Raw genomic sequence first — 16,574 nt, forward strand, 5'->3', positions numbered from 1 at the left:
ATATCCTCACCAGGAGAGAAACGATGCACTCCCTCGTAGCGCTTCAACGCGAAGGTGATGTCGGTCTGATCATCATCAACAATCCGCCAGTAAATGCCCTCTCGCGTGAGGTCCGCGAAAAGGTACTTGCGAGACTCGAGCAGGCGGCGGGTGACGCCGATATTCGGGCAGTAGTGATCGTGTGTGAGGGGCGTACCTTCATCGCCGGTGCTGATATAAAAGAGTTCGATCTGCCTTTGCAGGCTCCGCACCTGCCTGATGTATTGGCGGCAATCGAAAACTCGCCGAAGCCTGTTATCGCTGCGATGCATGGTTCGGTCCTAGGTGGCGGCCTTGAGCTTGCGCTTGCCTGCCATTACCGCATCGCAGGTCCAGGCACTCAGTTCGGGCTACCCGAAGTGGGTTTGGGCTTGATCCCCGGCGCCGGCGGAACGCAACGCCTGCCGCGTTTGTGCGGGATGCTCCCGGCGCTCGATATGGTATTGGGCGGAGAGCAGGTTGGTGTAGAGCAAGCGTTGGAGATTGGTTTACTGGATCGCTTGAGTCGCTCATCCGTATTCGAGTCTGCTTTGGAGTTCGCCCAGGAGATTATTGGGCAGCCGATACCGCGCTGCTGCAATCGGACCGTATCTGCATTTGATCCAGCAGTTTTCCAGCGACGGGCTCAGGCGATTCTTCATAAGCTTGTGGGGCAGGAGGCTCCACCTCTCGCGCTCCAAGCACTGCAGGCAGCTTGGCAGGTTCCCTTTAACGAGGGCATGGCGCTGGAGCGAGATCTTTTTATTTCTCGGCGTGAAAGTGTTCAGGCACGCGCCTTACGGCATGTCTTCTTTGCCGAGCGTGATCTTGCCTCTCGCCGCCGCACATTAGCTAAACAAGCCCCAGTTCGTGCCGTTGATTCGGTCGCGGTGATCGGAGCGGGCACGATGGGGAGCGGTATCGCGTTGTGCTTGGCTAACGCGGGTATCGCGACCGTGCTGATCGATACTCAGCCTGCGGCGCTTGATCGCGGACGAGCGGCTGTCGAGCGCTACTATGTCAGCGCGCTTGAGAAAGGCCGCCTCTCCGCAGAAAAGGCGGCTGAGCATGCTGGGCATATTCGGTACGAAGGTAGTCTTGAGGCGATCGCAGGTGCAGATTTGATCATCGAGGCAGTGTTTGAAGACTTGGCCGTCAAGCAAGACGTCTTCCGAACGCTGGATCGTTTTGCCAAGCCCGGGGCGATCCTGGCAACCAATACCTCTTACCTCGATGTCGATGCGATTGCCAGTGTTACCGATCGCCCAGGAAACGTCATCGGTATGCATTTTTTCAGCCCCGCTCACGTCATGAAGCTGCTCGAGGTTGTGAAAACCGCTCACCTGCACCCCGATGTGCTGGCAACCGTGCTCCAACTGGGTGGGCGCTTGGGCAAGACCGCGGTTGCGGTAGGGAACTGCTACGGGTTTGTAGGGAATCGGTTGTTGGCCGTCCGCGAGCGCGAAGCGACATTCTTGCTTGAGGAAGGCGCGTCACCAGAGGATGTCGACCGAGTGCTACGTGGCTTCGGCTTCCCGATTGGCCCCTTTGAACTGCGTGATCTGGCCGGCGTTGATATCGCTTGGTTCAACAGGAAAGGCCGGGGGGAACACCTCGTTCAGGCCGAGCGTCGATGCAACCTGATCGAGCAGCTACACGAGGCGGGCCGTCTCGGCCAGAAGTCGGGGGCGGGGTACTACCGGTATGAAGAGGGCCAGCGCAAGGGGGCTCCTGATCCATTCGTTGCGAAAATGCTTGTTGAGCACCGGCAAGCAAGAGGCCTGGAGCCGCGGGTAATCTCGGACGAGGAGATCTTGCAGCGGTGTTTATTCGTAATGATCAATGAAGCCGCTCACATGTTGGAGCAAGGCATCGTCGACAGCCCTAATGACATTGATCTCATCTGGATCCACGGATATGGCTTCCCACGTTACCGCGGTGGGCTTCTCTACTATGCAGATCAGGTCGGGCTGACTCAGATCGGCGAAGCCTTGGAGCATTGGGCTCTCAAGCATCCTGACCGGCAATTGAATGTCTGCGCTTTGCTTCAATCCAGAGCAAAGGAGTGTGTTTCACTCAGCCAAAGTTAATGCTGCCGATTTACTTTGGGTCGGCCGATGACCACGACTTCGGCTGCCCCTTTTTTTCTGCGGCATCTGCGGGCGCGTTTCGTAAAACCTGGCGCGCTATCACCACGCTGACCAATACTACGGAAAACAGTCTCAGCGTTTGGCTGGCGAGCACGAAGCCGGTGTCTGCGTGCGTCTCGACAGCTAGAATCGCCATGGCGTCCAGGCCGCCTGGGCTTGTGGCTAAGTACATCGAAAGAAAATCAATACGCATCAGCTTTGCAAGAAACCAGGCAGAGCCGGCACACAGTAAAATCAGGGCAGAAGCGCTCAGAACCATTGCAGGCATTTGCCGCCAGACGTACGCGACGGTTCGTTGGTCAAATCTGAGTCCGATGTAGCATCCGATCAAACCGTAGCCCAGGCTGAAGATCCAACTGGGAAGATCAATCGTTATGGCGCCAGACAGCTGTAACCCGCCTCCAAGCAGTAGTGGCACCAGCAGTGCGCCTGCCGGCAGACGCGTACCTGCTGCAACACCGACCAAGATGACCCCGAGACTCAAAACTAGATCCAACAGGTTTCCGGTCTGGCCCATATTGGCGGCTCCTGAGGAAGGCGTGTGCGCACCTAGCACGTGGCTCACCAGTGCTCCTACAACTACCACGCAAACCACCCTGACGTACTGCATGGTCGCAACCACACGTGCATCAGCTCCATAATCTTCCGACATTGCCACCATCGCCGATGCTGCACCGGGTGCTGTTCCCCAAGCTGCAGTTGCTTTAGATAGGCCACTGAATCGGATAGCTCCCAGGCCTACCAGTGCGCTCATGGCCAGTGTCAGGGCAGTGACACCCAACATCTGATACCAGGATTGTGCGAGCGTCTGGATGACTGGCCAAGTTATCGAGTGAGCCACCAACACACCCACGCAACCTTGGCCGAAGCGAAACGCATGACGATGAACACGGATTGTCACGCCCAGAAGACCACAAGCAATGCCCGCGAGCATGGGCCCGAGGAACAGACCTGCAGGGATATGCAGGAAGTGAAAAAGCTGCCCCGCAGCGCCGGCTGCGAGTACCACGCATAGCCACTGCAGCAGGGCGGGCTTCGAGAGTGAAGAGGGGTTTGGCACTGGAGAATCCTCGGATGCTGGGCCAGATGATTATCCGAGGGGCTAATGGGCGTGGTCCATTTGCTGTTTTTGATGAACCGATTACCGAGAGTTATGAATCATGGATCTTAGGGACCTCACTTACTTCGAGACCATTGCCCGAACGGGTCATCTCGGTAAAGCTGCAGAGTTGTTGCACAAAAGTCAGCCTGCGCTCAGCAAAAGCATTCAGCGTCTCGAAGAGGCTTTAGGCGCGCAGCTTTTCAGACGAGAAGGCAGGAGAATAAGGCTCACTGAGGTTGGCGAGCTCCTTCTCCAGCGCGGGCGGCAGTTACAACTGAGCATTGCGGAGACCGAGCGCGAAGTACGAGACTTTGCGAGCGGGCAAATCGGGACTATACGCCTGGGCTGTTCCGCGAGCATGGCCGAGCACCTCCTTCCGCAGTTGGCATCCTTCTTGTTGGAGCGCGCTCCCGAGCTGCGATTGAAGCTCTCGATCGGCCAAGATGACATTCTCAGGGAGTCCCTGAGCTCCGGCCGCCTGGATGCGATTATTTGCCCTTTGAATGCTGGTGATCCCCATTTGCTCACCTTCCCGATTCTTCAAGATGAAGCTGTCGTCGTGGCCAGCGCAGATCATCCCGTCTTCTCTTCTCCTATCAGCATCGCAGCGCTATGCCAATACCGCTGGGTTCTGCCTGGTGATGCAGTCGCCTCCAGACGCTGGATCGACGAGGCATTCAGGTCACATCAGTTGCCTGCTCCTACGGTGCAGATTGAAGCAAATGCCGTTTCACTGTTGCCGAGGCTGATAGCCAAGACGCAATTACTGAGCTTTCTGGCCCGGGAAACGTTAGTGTCTGGACGTTGGCAATCCACTCTAAGAGAGGTCCCTATTCAAGAGACGACGATGACTCGGACCGTCGCGGTTTCAGTGCGAGCGGAGGCCTATCTGGCACCGGCTGTGCGACTGATGGTCGAGCTGCTGAAGGCAGACGGAAAGCGATTTTTCACAGAGATTTGATTCCAGTCAGTGGAACTAGCTCATTGTCACTGCCGAAGTGCTCTTTGACACTGTGGGCGCGCGTCGATTGGCTGCGCTAACCACTCTTGTATGGAGAGCTCTGATGAGTCGCAATGTCTTCATCTGTGATGCAGTACGCACCCCTATTGGCCGTCTGAATGGTGCCCTTTCTGCAGTGAGGGCGGATGACCTTGCTGCTATCCCACTCAAAGCGTTGATTGAGCGCAATCCAAGTATCGATTGGGCCGCCGTGGACGAAGTCTTCATGGGGTGCGCCAACCAGTCAGGTGAAGACAATCGCAACGTGGCACGCATGGCGCTTTTACTCGCTGGGCTCTCTCCTTCGGTACCTGGTGTGACGTTGAATCGGCTGTGCGCATCCGGTCTGGAAGCTATTGGTGCGGCCTTCAGGGCGATTGCTAATGGTGAAATGGAATTGGCCGTTGCCGCAGGCGTTGAGTCGATGACTCGCGCGCCCTACGTGATGGGAAAAGCTGACGGCCCGTTTGGGCGTACGCAGAAACTTGAAGACACGACGCTCGGTTGGCGCTTCATCAATCCGGCAATGGAAAGCGCGTACGGTGTCGATAGTATGCCGATGACCGGTGACAAAGTTGCCCAGCAGTACGGCATTTCTCGTGAGGATCAGGACGCCATGGCTCTGCGTAGTCAAGCACGAGCTGCTAGCGCGATCGAGCGCGGGTTTTATGCTGAAGAGATTGTTCCCGTCATCATTCCCGGCAAAAAGGGCGAAACCGTTGTGGTGTGTGATGAGCACCCCCGTCCTGAAACCACTGCAGAAGCGCTGGCCAAACTCAAACCGGTAAATGGTCCTTATTGCACGGTGACTGCTGGCAACGCTTCAGGCCTGAATGACGGCGCCAGCGCGATGATCCTCGCTAGTGCTGATGCGGTAGACAAGTTCGGTCTAAAACCTCGTGCCCGGGTCCTTGGAATGGCCAGCGCCGGTGTTTTGCCTGAAGTAATGGGAATTGGTCCAGTCCCTGCTGTGCGAAAACTTCTGCAACGGCTGAACATGACAATTGATGCTTTCGACGTCATTGAGCTCAATGAAGCCTTCGCAGCGCAAGGATTGGCAGTGATGCGCGAGCTCGGTTTGCCAGATGACAGTGAGCGAGTTAACCCCAACGGTGGAGCTATAGCGCTGGGTCATCCTTTGGGGATGAGCGGAAATCGACTGGTCTTGACAGCGGTGCACCAGCTCGAGAAGACGGGGGGGCGCTTTGGTGTGGCCACGATGTGCGTGGGGGTGGGACAAGGCTTGGCGCTGGCCTTCGAACGTATCGACGCTGTCACCTAGAGAAAGATATTGCTGTGCTGGTGGACCATAAACCGCCAGCCTGAATGGGCCAGCAGCGTCTCTGTCCTTTGAATCAACCGACGACCACGACACCAGGCAATTGGGCGATGACTTCACGAATCAAGGTAATGATCAAGCCAATGGCAGGATCACGCGCATTGTCGATTCGCCATCCCAGTTCTATTGAGTAGCGCGGAAGGTTGATTGGGCATGGGTGGCATTGGACGTTGCTGACGCTGGCCAAGGCTTTGGCGGCATGGGTCGGCAAGGTGGCCACGCAGTCGCTGTGCTGCAGAAGCGCGGGAAGCGCGGCGAAATGAGTGGTTGAAGCCTCCACTGTGCGATTCAGCGACTGCGCAGCTAGCACCTCATCAACCACGCCCACATAGCCGCCCGATGAAACCAGAATGTGGCGCTTTTCAAGGTAAGACCCGGGTGTCAGCGGGGTGGCGTCAGCGCGGGCCGCAGTAAGGCAGGTGTAGTCACCCGTTGCAAGCGCCAGCCGCCCCAGCGTCTTCGAGGCCACGGCGCCCGATGTCAAGGCAAGATCAAATTGCCGGTTCATCAAAGCATCGCTTGCCAGCAAGCTGTGGGTTTGCTTGAACACTAGGCGGATACCAGGCGCCTGTTCCCGGATTTTGTCGATCAACAGCCTGCCAATTGCCAGTTCGAAGTCATCCGACATGCCCAGTGCAATGGCGCGCCCGTGAATCGCCGCATCGTCATGGAGTGCCAACATCAGCCCCTGACGACACTTGTCCAGCGCGGCGGCCACGATAGGGCGCAATTCCTCGCTTTTTGCGGTGGGTTTAAGGCCTCGTCCTGTCCGTTCGAACAAGTGGTCACCGAACACTGCCCGTAGTCTGGATAGAGCAGCGCTCACCGCTGATTGGGTAATGCCCAGGCGAATGGCGGCGCGGCCCGCGCCTCCTTCCTCATACAAGGCTTCGAAAACCTTGAAGAGGTTCAGGTCCACAGAGGCGATGTCCAGCTTTTTCATGATTGGTGGAATCTTTCCAGGCACACAGGTAGCAGTCCCCCAATGCTGTCACGATATGATTGTAATTGATATCAGATCGAGTCGGTGCAGTATTGCTCAATAACGGATCGGGGCCGAACATTGCCTGCACTTACATCATGCGAGATCTCATCATGTCCCGTATCACCGTTGCAGCGCTACAGGTTGGCTCCCATCCACTCGGAAAGGCCCAGACGCTGAAATCCATCATCGAGTATGAGGCCAAGATAAAGTCGAGCGGGGCGAAACTGGTCGTATTGCCCGAGGCGATCCTAGGCGGGTACCCAAAAGGGCAGATATTCGGCACTTTCCTGGGATATCGCTTGCCGGAGGGGCGTGAGACATTCCAAGCCTATTTCGAGAATGCCATTGATATCCCCGGCGCGGAGACAGACGAGCTCGCTGCATTGTCCGAACGCACGGGAGCTCACCTGGTCGTCGGGGTGATCGAGCGTTCTGGTAACACGCTGTTCTGTTCCGCGCTGTTCTTCTCACCAGAGGGTGGACTCATCGCCAAGCACCGCAAGTTGATGCCAACGGGTACCGAGCGTCTCATCTGGGGGCAGGGTGACGGCTCGACATTACCTGTTGTCGATTCACCAGCCGGCAAGCTCGGCACGGCGATCTGCTGGGAAAACCACATGCCGTTGTTACGCACTGCGATGTACGCCAAAGGCGTGCAGGTATGGTGCGCGCCGACAGTCGATGAGCGTGACGTCTGGCTGGCCAGCATGCGGCATATCGCTCATGAGGGGCGGATGTTTTTGGTTAGTGCATGTCAGGTGCAGAAATCGCCACTCGAACTGGGTATCGAGGTACCCGCCTGGGATCCTGACCGTCCCCTGATTCAGGGCAACAGTGTCATCGTCGGGCCGCTGGGTGATGTACTCGCCGGTCCACTGCGTGGTGAAGAGGGATTACTGACGGCAGAAATCGATCTTGATGAGTTGGTGCGTGCTCGCTACGACTTCGATGTGGTTGGCCACTATTCGCGGCCCGATGTGTTTTCACTGAGCGTCGATGAGCGCGCCAGGCCGGGTGTCGACTTTTTCAAGTGAGGAGTTTTCGGAACCTGCGGCAGGCTTTGATTAGCTTTGCGAAGCGCAAATGCGCCGTGATGTCGTCGCTCAGGCAGGGGCACTGAAACGTGGATGTGCAGACCAAGGGCAGGCGCCTCGCGGCGCCCGTCCTGGTTTCCATCAATGCGCGTACTGAGCTTTGGCAAACGTCGCAATAGCGTCGGCCATTGCCTTCGGTTGCTCAGGCGCCATCGCATGTCCGGCGTTTTTGAGCACCACCACCTGAACGCGATCGCCCAGCATGCTTTGCAGAACGCCTGAGAACCTGCGTGGGGCTACTGTGTCGGATTCACCCTGCAGGTCCAGGATTGGGGCCTTGCCAGCGGCGAAGTAGTCATCGACCGGTGTGGTATTGCGTGCATGGGACTGAGCTTCATGCGTTTCGTCGTGCCATCCGCCAAGCCAGACACGAGGGTCGTTGCCGGGGGCGAAGAATGCTTTGCGCAGGTAGACCAGACGTTGCTCTTCGGACAGAGACATGTCACCGGCCCCATCGATTGCCTGACGCATTTCGGCGTTGATGGGCTTCTCAGACGATCCGGGTGGAACCTTGCCGGCAGAAGCCGCTGCGAGCACCACGCCGCGCACCAGGTCGGGCCTGTCGGCCGCCAGTTGTCGAGCCGGGAAGTTACCCCAGGCGTGCCCAACCACTACTACCGGCCCTTGTTTCTCGTGCTCGACAACTGCAGCGATATCGCGGGCAAAGTCATGGACTGAGAGCTTTTCCATCGGGCCTTTGCTTTGGCCTATGCCGCGGGGTTCAGGGCGCACCACCCTGAACCCATCTTGCTGCAGGTAATTTGCCACTTGGTCATAGTCACGACCCGAGCGTCCCAGCGAGGGAAGCATCACGATGATCGGACCCTTACCTTGGGAGTTGACCTCGATCTGGACGTTGTCGTACCGCACCATTTCCTGTTGCACTGCATTCGTTGCGGCAGAGCTGCTAGCCATGGCGATGGAGGCAGCCAGCGTCAGGGACGCACCAATGATGAAGTGAGAAATCTTTTTCATTGTTTTTTTCCTTGGGCAGTGAGTGATGGGGCAGGTTCAAGGCCGCTTTCCTCAAGCAATTTGTTAGCTTCGGCACTGTTGAGGTATTCAAGGAATTCACGTGCAACCTTGGTGTTAGAAGTGGTACTGGCCACGGCCGCATAAAACCGGCTGACTTTCTGTACCTCCTCGGGAAGCGGGCCTAGGTAATCCACGCCAGGGGTTACCTTCAGTTCGCTGATCTGCTGCATGCCGATGTCCGCGTCGCCGCGAGCAAGCGCAGTGCCCACCAGTTCCTTGCCTTGAATCTCGACTGTTTTGTGCTTGACCGAATCGGTGATGCCCAAGCGAGCAAACAGCTCTGTCCGGATGTAGACACCACTAGCGCCTTGGGAATATGCGATTTTGTCAGAGCTGAGTAGCGCGGCACGCAGAGCGGACACGGTGGACACATCCAGGTGAGGATGACCTTTTGGTACGCCTATGCCGATACGGGAGTCGGCGATTTCTCGGCGAGTGCTCATGTCGAAAGCACCTGTAGGTCCCAGTAGATCCAGGGTCTCGCTGGCCATGATGGCCAAGTCCATAGGCTCCTTGTGTTTGATTCGCTGGGGGATGGACTCAGGAGAGTCTCCCATCGAAGGTCCCCAACTAATGCTGAGTGTGTTGCCACTGGCTTTCTCGTACGCTGGCTGTAGTTGGGCCATGGCCCCCTTCAGCGCACCGCTCGCGATTATCTTGAGCTCGGATGCTTCAACGCCGGCAGAGAGGGTCAGAAGACCGGCGAGGCCAGTCGAGAGCAGTAGCGGAGCAGATCTTGTTTTTTTCATATAGCTACCTTAGGAAGGGCGCACTTCAGGCGCCGCGAGTGTTAACGAACAGCGAATACAATGAGGTTGTGGAGGCCATCAGCAGGCGATTGCGTCGCGGGCCGCCGAAGCAGAGGTTGGCGCATCGCTCAGGCAGATCAATGTGTCCAATAGGAGTACCGTCAGGTGCGAAGACGCGAACCCCATCCAGGCCAGGCTCCGGAGCGCCCCAGCCACACCACAGGTTTCCGTCCACGTCGACGCGTATGCCATCGGGCAGGCCATGGCCTGCATCGATGAGTTCCCTGCGCTCGCTGAGCTGGTTCTGGTCATCGACGCTGTATGCGACGATGCGGCGTGGGCGAGCTCTCGACTCGACCAAGTAGAGTATTTTCTCGTCGGGTGAGAATGCGAGTCCGTTAGGACCTTCGACATCTTCGGCAACGCAGTGAAGCTTCCCGTCCGGCGTTAGGCAGTAAACGTTAGCCGGCAGCGCTGCTTCGCCTTGACGGCCCATGTAGTCACTGACCAAGCCAAAGGGCGGATCGGTGAACCAGATACTGTCGTCCGACTTCACCACGATGTCGTTTGGAGAGTTGAGTGGCTTGCCTTCAAAGTGACTCGCCAGAACGGTGATGCTGCCGTCGTATTCCGTGCGTGTGACTTGTCGACCACCGTGTTCACACACCAGCAGGCGGCCTTGGCGATCACGCGTCATCCCATTGGCCTGATTGGCCGGTTGGCGAAACACGCCGAGGACACCGGTGGCTTCATCCCACCGCATGATGCGGTCGTTGGGCAGATCGGTGAGCAGCACATACCGGCCATCTGCGAACCAAGCCGGCCCCTCAGCCCACCGCATTCCCCCACCCAAGCGTTCCACTTTTGCGTGGGCGAGGCGGTAATGAGCAAAGCGTGGGTCAAGCTCCCGTACGGCCGGATCAGGCACACGGGTGCTTGGACGCCAATCTCTATCGTCCATTATTCGTTTCCGTCAGTGTGTTGAAACCAAAAGAGCTCAGCGGTACAAGCGGGCCGGGTTGTCGACCAGAACGGCTTGTTTCAATGCAGGGCTGTCACATACCTGTTGAATGAAGTTGAGCAGTTGGCGGTCATCCGGAGGGGAGCCCTTGATGTTTGGATGCGGCCAATCGGAGCCCCAAATCGCGCGTTCCGGGGCATACTCCAGAAACTCGCGAACGTAATCCAGAGCCTGCGGCCACGGGCCAGGTTGACCCTGCATGGCGCGATCGATACCGGAGAGCTTGATCCATCGGGCCGAATGCTCAAGATGCTTCTTCAGAGCAGCAAGCTCTTCTCTATCGAGGGGTTGGGTGAAATCTGGGCGCGCCATGTGATCAATGACCAGAGGCGTCTTCAGGTCCTTCCACTGGTCCAGGAACGGCAACAAAGTGTGTAGTTCTCCGTGAACCAACACATGCCATCCAAATGAAGCAACACGTTCGGCCAGTTGTCGCAGCTTTTGAGGATCCCGTGCGCCCGGCAGGTGCCCCATTAGATTGAAACGGATGCCACGCAGCCCGCCGTCGTGCAGAACCTGCAGCTGTTCATCGGTGGTTGTTTCGTCGATCAGACCAACGCCGCGGTAGTGTCCACCGCTCTCAGCGATTGCGGCCAGGATGGCGGAGTGATCCGTTCCATAGGGTGCAGCTTGAACAAGCACACCGTGCTCAATGCCAAGGCGCTGATGCAACGCCAGAAGATCTGAAAATGGCGCGGGGGCGGGAGTGTATGCGGCGTTCGCAGGGAGTGGGAAACGATCCCAGGGGCCGTAAATATGGGTGTGGCAATCCCACATCCCAGGCGCATTGGTTGGGCTGGACATGGAGGCTCCAAATGTCTGGCTGGTTGCTTCGCCGAGTAGGGTGATAGCTGCTGCAGCGATGGCTGTGTGCTTGATGAACAGGCGTCGTGAGGCCTGAACTTGATTTAGATCGTCCATAGTGACCTGCTCTTATTGTTTGTCGGTGGACGGGGGGCCATGGCCGGCCCCCTATAGAAATCAGCCGCAGCGAACGGTCATGCCGCCGTCGACGACGATCTCGGTACCAGTCACGAAGCGCGACTCATCACTGGCCAGGTACAGCGCGGCGTAAGCGGTGTCACGACCGTCGCCCATGAAGCCCAGTGGAATTCGAGCCAGGCGGGAGTCGAGCAGCTTGTTTACGTCGCCGCCGGTGCGCTGCCCTGCGAGACGGACTTCGACCATAGGCGTATGCAGCTGACCGGGTACCACGGTATTTACGCGAATACCTTTGGGGGCGTACTCAACGGCAGTAACACGGCCTAGTTGGATGACGCCGGCCTTGCTCGCGGCGTAGGCGACTTGCGCCGAGCCGGTGAACCGAATGCCAGACGTCGAAGCAGTGTTGATGATTGAGCCGCTGCCTTTTGCCTCCATTACCGGGATCACGTGTTTACAGGTCAGGTACACACTTTTCAGGTTCAGAGCGATCTGGGCGTCGAACTTGTCCTCTGGCAGGGCAACTGCGCCACCCGCGGCGGAGCCGCCGACGTTGTTCACCAGGATGTCTACAGTCCCGTACGCTTGCTTGCAGGCTTCTACCATGGCAGCTACCGCTGAGCTGTCGGTGACGTCGCAGGCATACGGCGTCACTTCACCACCCGCTTCACGAATACGGCCCAGCGTTTCCTCCATGGCGCCGAGGTCGCGATCGACAGCGAACACCTTGGCGCCGGCAAGGGCGAACAGTACTGCCACGGCACGGCCATTACCCCAGCCGGCACCCACACAACCTGCACCGGTGACGATGGCGACCTTGCCTTTCAAGCGATCGCTGGTTGGAATATCTTCAGTCATGGGGTAATCCTCAATTCAACGTGGTAGGCAGTTCGGGAGCGACACCAGCCGGTGGCGGCACTTCGAAGACCTTGATAGTCATGGAAATCAGCGTGTAGTAGCCGGCAATGCCAACGAGATCGACTGCGGCGTCGTTACCCAGCAGCTCAATGAACTCTTTGTAGAGGCCGTCGCTAATGCCGCGGGTATCGTGCAGTTCACGAACGAAGCGATAAACCAACGCCTCATCGGCTTTCTGAAAGCTCGGCTCTTTCCCATCGCGTATGGCGTCGATGATCTCGGGAGCCAGGCCGGCCTCCAGAGCAAACGGTTTATGTGCCGCCCACTCATACTCTGCGAGCCAATGACGCCCCATCAGCAGAATGGCCAATTCAGAGAGGCGCGGTTCCAGGCAGCTGTCGTAGCGGCAGTAGCGACCAAGGGCCTGGGCGCACTCAGCCAGTTCTGGTCGATGTAGCCAGATGGCGAGCGGGCCGCGGACGCCTTTGCGTGGGCCGTTGGCGATGCGGTCGTAAACGACACGCTGGGCGTCATTCAGTTGTTGCGGATCAATGGGAGGCAAGCGATTCATGGCCGTTCCTGTTACGAGTGCTGGGTTTGCGATTGAGACTGGGGTTGGGCTTGCGCAACAGCTTCGGGGGCAGTTACTTGAGCTGCGCTGACATCCGAGGGGCGCAGCAGGCTGCGGCCAGGGGCACGGCCCGTTTCACGTTCGAACGCTTCCGGATCAAAAGCACCCTCCCAGCGGGCGATTGCGAAAACGGCGATGGTGTTGCCAACGATGTTGGTCAGGGCTGTTGCTGTCGCCATGATCCGATCAATGCCGAACAGAAGGCCCAAGCCGCTCAGCGGAAGGGTCTGTACAGACTGCAGGGTGGCTGCCAGCTTGATGAAAGCACCACCTGCAACCGTTGTACCGCCTTTGGAGGTAATGCTGAGGATTGCCAGCAAGCCGGCCTGTTGCCAGAGCGAGAACGGAGTGTCGGTGGCTTGCGCAATGAATCCGATAGCGATTGCCATATAGATCGCCGTGCCGTCCAGATTGAAGCTGTAACCGGCCGGCAGCACAAAACCAACAACCACTTCATCACAACCAGTACGTTTCAGTTTCTCGATAAGCCGCGGGAACGCGACTTCACCAGAAGCGGTACCGAACACAAGCAGAATTTCATCGCGGATCAACCGCAGCACGGTCATGAACGGCAGGCCAACCGACCAGCTGATGGTGCCGAGCACTCCGAACACGAACAGGAGCGAGGCGGCGTAGTAGACGGCGATGAGCTTGAGAAGGTAAAGAAGGGTGTCGCCACCGTAGCTACCGATCGCAGCGGCCATCGCGCCAAATGCGCCGAGGGGGGCCAGCTTCATGATGAAGCTGAGCATCTTGAAGAGGATGGTTTGAGCTTCGTCAATTGCGCGCACTGCTACGGACTCTGGCCCGCACGTACGGTTGATAGCAATACCGGCCAGTACTGAGATCAGCAGGACTTGGATGATGTCGCCTTTGGCGAAAGCATCCACAAGGGTGTGCGGGATCAAGCTCAGCAGGTAGGTGATGACCGAGACCTCGCCTGCTGCGGCTGTAGCCTTGATGGCAGCCGAAGACTCGTTCATCCCTGTGGCATGCAGCCCAACACCTGGCTCGACAACGTTCACCAACACAAAGCCTACGAGCATCGCGACCGTGCTGACGACTTCAAAATAGAGCAGTGATTTCATGCCAAGCCGGCCTAGCTTGCGCATGTCCTGGACGTGGGTGAGGCCATGCACCAAGGTCACGAAGACGATTGGAGCGAGCATCATTTTCAGGAGCGCAATAAAGGCTTGTCCGAGAGGTTTCATGGCAGTGGCCCAGGTGGGCGCGGCGAAACCGAGGATGACGGCAGCGACAAGTGCTATCAGCACCTGAACGTGGAGCTTCTTCAACTGGTTCATGGCAATTCCTCGCCCACGGGATGGGCGTCATTGTTCTTGTGATTCGCATGCTGGGATGGCCAATCCCACCGGCATAGCTATTAGAACTGAGCATAGAGATCTGGCGTAATCGGTGCAAAAACCTTATTTTGATAAAAAGCTATGCCAGTTAAGCATGGAGTTTCAGATGGATATCCGTGAGCTTCGTTCCTTCGTCAAGGTCGCCCAATGTGGTGGATTCAGTCGGGCTGCGAGGGATTTATTCATCGCTCAACCAGCGCTCAGTCGACAGATTGCAAAGTTGGAAGAGCAGCTGCAGGTCGAGCTTTTCACTCGACATGGGAGAGGTGTTGAGCTGACTGCAGCAGGCTCTCGTTTGTTGGAGCGTGCAGAGATCATGCTGCGCTACATGGAAGAAACTGCAGACCATGTGCGCAACACTGCGGATGAGGAGCGGGGGCATTTGGCGATAGGCCTGCCCCCAGCAATTGGGTCAATTGTCGGCCCTCAGCTGATTCGTAGTTTCAAGGAACGGTGGCCAAAGGCATCGCTGCATGCGCTTGAGGGGCTCAGCACATCGCTTCAAGAATGGTTGCTGGAGGGCCGGATCGATGTGGCGGTTGTCTATAACCAACCCTTGATCGAGGCATTCGATGTGCGGCCATTGTTCAGCGAACGGATGGTGCTGGTTGGCCCACCTGGCGAGGCATCGCGTAACGTCCGTCTGACTGCGCTTGGCGACTTCCCTTTGATCTTGCCGGGGTTGCCTCATAGCAACCGTCGCCTGGTGGAACAGATTGCCGCACAAAACGCGGTTCGTCTGAATGTCGTGCTCGAGGTCGATAGCGTTAGTTTGACGAAGCGGTTGGTCGCTGAGGGGCTTGGCTACTCCATTCTCGCCCATGCCGCTGTTCAGGAGGACATGAACAGCCACACGCTGGTCGGCCATGCAATTGAACGGCCCGGTATCCGCTCAACCGTGTCATTGACTCGGCTACGCGACCGACGTAGCTCTCGTCTGGCCTTAAGCTATGAAAAAATCTTGCTGGAGACCCTGGAAGAGCTCGTTACGGTCGGTGCTTGGAAAGAGGCAACGCACTGGTTGGCGCAGTGACAGCGATGCTCAAACCCACGTATGTCCTGTGCTAGACATCGCCCTCGCATGCTGTTCTTTCACCGAGGGAGCGGATTGAAGAGAGCCATGCTCAATTGTCATGAACAGCTATCAATACACGGTATTTGTCAGTTTTTTTTAAATGCATAGTCTGCTGTCAGCGGGGCAGGTATCAGCCTTCGCATACCAGATAAAAATAAGAGGCATAGACCATGCGTTCTACCTACTTTGCGACTTCACTAACTCTGCTCAGTTTTTGCTTGGCTAGCCAATTTGCTCACGCCAAGAATGATGTCTCCATCCTGACTGCGAGCAAGGGGGATGTCCACATTGAGGCATTGGTTCAGGGATCTGGAAAAACCATCGTCATCCTGCCGTCTAAGGGCCGGGGTGCTCACGATTACGATCAGGTAGCCAGCTACCTGGCTGATGATGGTTACCGCGTGATTCGACCAGAGCCTCGGGGTGTCAATGGAAGCCGGGCCCCCATGGACACGCCAACGTTGCATGATTTTGCTGCCGATGTTGCGTTAGTGATGGACAAGGCCCACACCGGGGCTGCAATTGTCGTTGGTCATGCCTGGGGAAGCCAGCCCGCACGCGTGCTTGCGGTTGATCGTCCGGATCTTGTGAAAGGTGTGGTGTTGGCTGCTGCATCCATTGGCAAGTTGCCTCCGGGATCGTCGGAGAAGCCCTATGGAAGGATGGTTGAAGCGATCAAGGGAGCGGGCAACTATGCGTTACCTGAAGCTCAGCGAATCAAATACCTTGAGCTAGCATTCTTCGCCCCTGGCAATGATGCGCGAGCGTGGTTAACCGGGTGGTATGACAAAACACATGTGGCTCAAGATCACGCCCGAGATAGCACACCGGTTGAGAGCTACTGGTCTGCTGGTAACACAGTGCCCATTCTGGACCTTCAAGCTGAAAAGGATGCAGTTGTAATTCCCAATATACTCAAGTCGATGCTGGGTGATCGAGTGGAACACCAAGTAATTGCCGGAGCAGGCCATGCCCTTGCACCTGAACGGCCGAAGGAGATGGCTGATGCGATTTCCAGGTTTGCTGATCGGGTTTACGCAAGTAAGGACTGACTCCTCCACCATCTCTCGGCTCGAGGTCTACATAATTTCTAAGCAAATTTGTCGTGTTCAGGAATCTGGCCATCGCTGATGGCCAGTTGGGAGTTTGATGTCGAAGCTCCAAATCAGGTCTGGTGTGGAGACATCACTTACGTCTGGGCACAGGGCAAA

General features: G+C 57.3%; 15 protein-coding genes. 6 read left to right on the plus strand and 9 right to left on the minus strand.

From position 1 onward, the window contains the following. Positions 1 to 23 precede the first annotated feature (23 nt). Positions 24 to 2,108 carry a 3-hydroxyacyl-CoA dehydrogenase NAD-binding domain-containing protein gene (locus ACIQYU_RS11055; RefSeq protein ID WP_367244517.1) on the plus strand — a complete coding sequence of 695 codons (2,085 nt, stop codon included), beginning with the start codon at positions 24 to 26 and terminating at the stop codon, positions 2,106 to 2,108. A gap of 10 nt (positions 2,109 to 2,118) precedes the next feature. On the opposite strand, the gene ACIQYU_RS11060 is transcribed toward ACIQYU_RS11055, so the two are convergent. Beyond that, a complete protein-coding gene (locus tag ACIQYU_RS11060) occupies positions 2,119 to 3,228 on the minus strand; it encodes an AbrB family transcriptional regulator (protein WP_367244516.1) in 1,110 nt (369 codons plus the stop codon). A gap of 100 nt (positions 3,229 to 3,328) precedes the next feature. On the opposite strand from ACIQYU_RS11060, the gene ACIQYU_RS11065 reads away from it, so the two are divergent. Together ACIQYU_RS11065 and pcaF are read left to right on the plus strand one after the other, a co-directional pair. Then, positions 3,329 to 4,231, plus strand: a complete 903-nt coding sequence (locus tag ACIQYU_RS11065; RefSeq protein WP_280044455.1) for a LysR family transcriptional regulator — start codon at positions 3,329 to 3,331, stop codon at positions 4,229 to 4,231. Positions 4,232 to 4,334: 103 nt separating this feature from the next. Continuing rightward, positions 4,335 to 5,552, plus strand: coding sequence for a 3-oxoadipyl-CoA thiolase (gene pcaF / locus ACIQYU_RS11070; protein WP_280044456.1), 1,218 nt, complete (start codon positions 4,335 to 4,337; stop codon positions 5,550 to 5,552). A gap of 73 nt (positions 5,553 to 5,625) precedes the next feature. On the opposite strand, the gene ACIQYU_RS11075 is transcribed toward pcaF, so the two are convergent. Then, positions 5,626 to 6,552 (minus strand): LysR substrate-binding domain-containing protein, encoded by a 927-nt coding sequence (locus tag ACIQYU_RS11075; RefSeq protein WP_085720144.1) that lies wholly within the window; start codon positions 6,550 to 6,552, stop codon positions 5,626 to 5,628. Between the two features lie 152 nt (positions 6,553 to 6,704). On the opposite strand from ACIQYU_RS11075, the gene ACIQYU_RS11080 reads away from it, so the two are divergent. Further along, the gene (locus tag ACIQYU_RS11080) at positions 6,705 to 7,628 is read left to right on the plus strand and encodes a carbon-nitrogen hydrolase family protein (RefSeq protein WP_280044457.1); all 924 of its coding nucleotides are present in this window, start codon (positions 6,705 to 6,707) and stop codon (positions 7,626 to 7,628) included. Positions 7,629 to 7,769: 141 nt separating this feature from the next. Here ACIQYU_RS11080 and ACIQYU_RS11085 read toward each other — a convergent pair whose 3' ends face one another. The 7 genes from ACIQYU_RS11085 to ACIQYU_RS11115 are packed head-to-tail and all read right to left on the minus strand — an operon-like array spanning position 7,770 to position 14,228. Then, complete coding sequence (locus ACIQYU_RS11085) at positions 7,770 to 8,663, minus strand: alpha/beta fold hydrolase (RefSeq protein WP_085588716.1); 894 nt, start codon at positions 8,661 to 8,663, stop codon at positions 7,770 to 7,772. Beyond that, complete coding sequence (locus ACIQYU_RS11090; RefSeq protein ID WP_085588718.1) at positions 8,660 to 9,472, minus strand: substrate-binding domain-containing protein; 813 nt, start codon at positions 9,470 to 9,472, stop codon at positions 8,660 to 8,662. The genes ACIQYU_RS11085 and ACIQYU_RS11090 overlap by 4 nt, the downstream gene beginning before the upstream one ends. Positions 9,473 to 9,497: 25 nt before the next feature. After that, a complete protein-coding gene (locus ACIQYU_RS11095) occupies positions 9,498 to 10,433 on the minus strand; it encodes an SMP-30/gluconolactonase/LRE family protein (protein ID WP_280044458.1) in 936 nt (311 codons plus the stop codon). A 36-nt stretch (positions 10,434 to 10,469) separates the two neighbouring features. Next, the gene (locus tag ACIQYU_RS11100) at positions 10,470 to 11,414 is read right to left on the minus strand and encodes an amidohydrolase (protein WP_280044459.1); all 945 of its coding nucleotides are present in this window, start codon (positions 11,412 to 11,414) and stop codon (positions 10,470 to 10,472) included. A gap of 60 nt (positions 11,415 to 11,474) precedes the next feature. Next, positions 11,475 to 12,293 (minus strand): SDR family NAD(P)-dependent oxidoreductase, encoded by an 819-nt coding sequence (locus tag ACIQYU_RS11105; protein ID WP_003258699.1) that lies wholly within the window; start codon positions 12,291 to 12,293, stop codon positions 11,475 to 11,477. 10 nt (positions 12,294 to 12,303) lie between these two features. Next, positions 12,304 to 12,864 (minus strand): carboxymuconolactone decarboxylase family protein, encoded by a 561-nt coding sequence (locus ACIQYU_RS11110; protein ID WP_015270313.1) that lies wholly within the window; start codon positions 12,862 to 12,864, stop codon positions 12,304 to 12,306. An 11-nt stretch (positions 12,865 to 12,875) separates the two neighbouring features. After that, the gene (locus ACIQYU_RS11115; protein WP_015270314.1) at positions 12,876 to 14,228 is read right to left on the minus strand and encodes a C4-dicarboxylate transporter DctA; all 1,353 of its coding nucleotides are present in this window, start codon (positions 14,226 to 14,228) and stop codon (positions 12,876 to 12,878) included. A 112-nt stretch (positions 14,229 to 14,340) separates the two neighbouring features. Here ACIQYU_RS11115 and ACIQYU_RS11120 point away from each other — a divergent pair, with 112 nt between their 5' ends. Together ACIQYU_RS11120 and ACIQYU_RS11125 are read left to right on the plus strand one after the other, a co-directional pair. Continuing rightward, positions 14,341 to 15,321 (plus strand): LysR family transcriptional regulator, encoded by a 981-nt coding sequence (locus ACIQYU_RS11120; protein WP_224765921.1) that lies wholly within the window; start codon positions 14,341 to 14,343, stop codon positions 15,319 to 15,321. Positions 15,322 to 15,533: 212 nt separating this feature from the next. Beyond that, positions 15,534 to 16,415 carry an alpha/beta fold hydrolase gene (locus tag ACIQYU_RS11125; protein ID WP_015270316.1) on the plus strand — a complete coding sequence of 294 codons (882 nt, stop codon included), beginning with the start codon at positions 15,534 to 15,536 and terminating at the stop codon, positions 16,413 to 16,415. Positions 16,416 to 16,574 lie beyond the last annotated feature (159 nt).

Origin of the sequence: Pseudomonas sp. NPDC096925 (genome assembly GCF_044762545.1) — a bacterium.
Lineage (GTDB): Bacteria > Pseudomonadota > Gammaproteobacteria > Pseudomonadales > Pseudomonadaceae > Aquipseudomonas.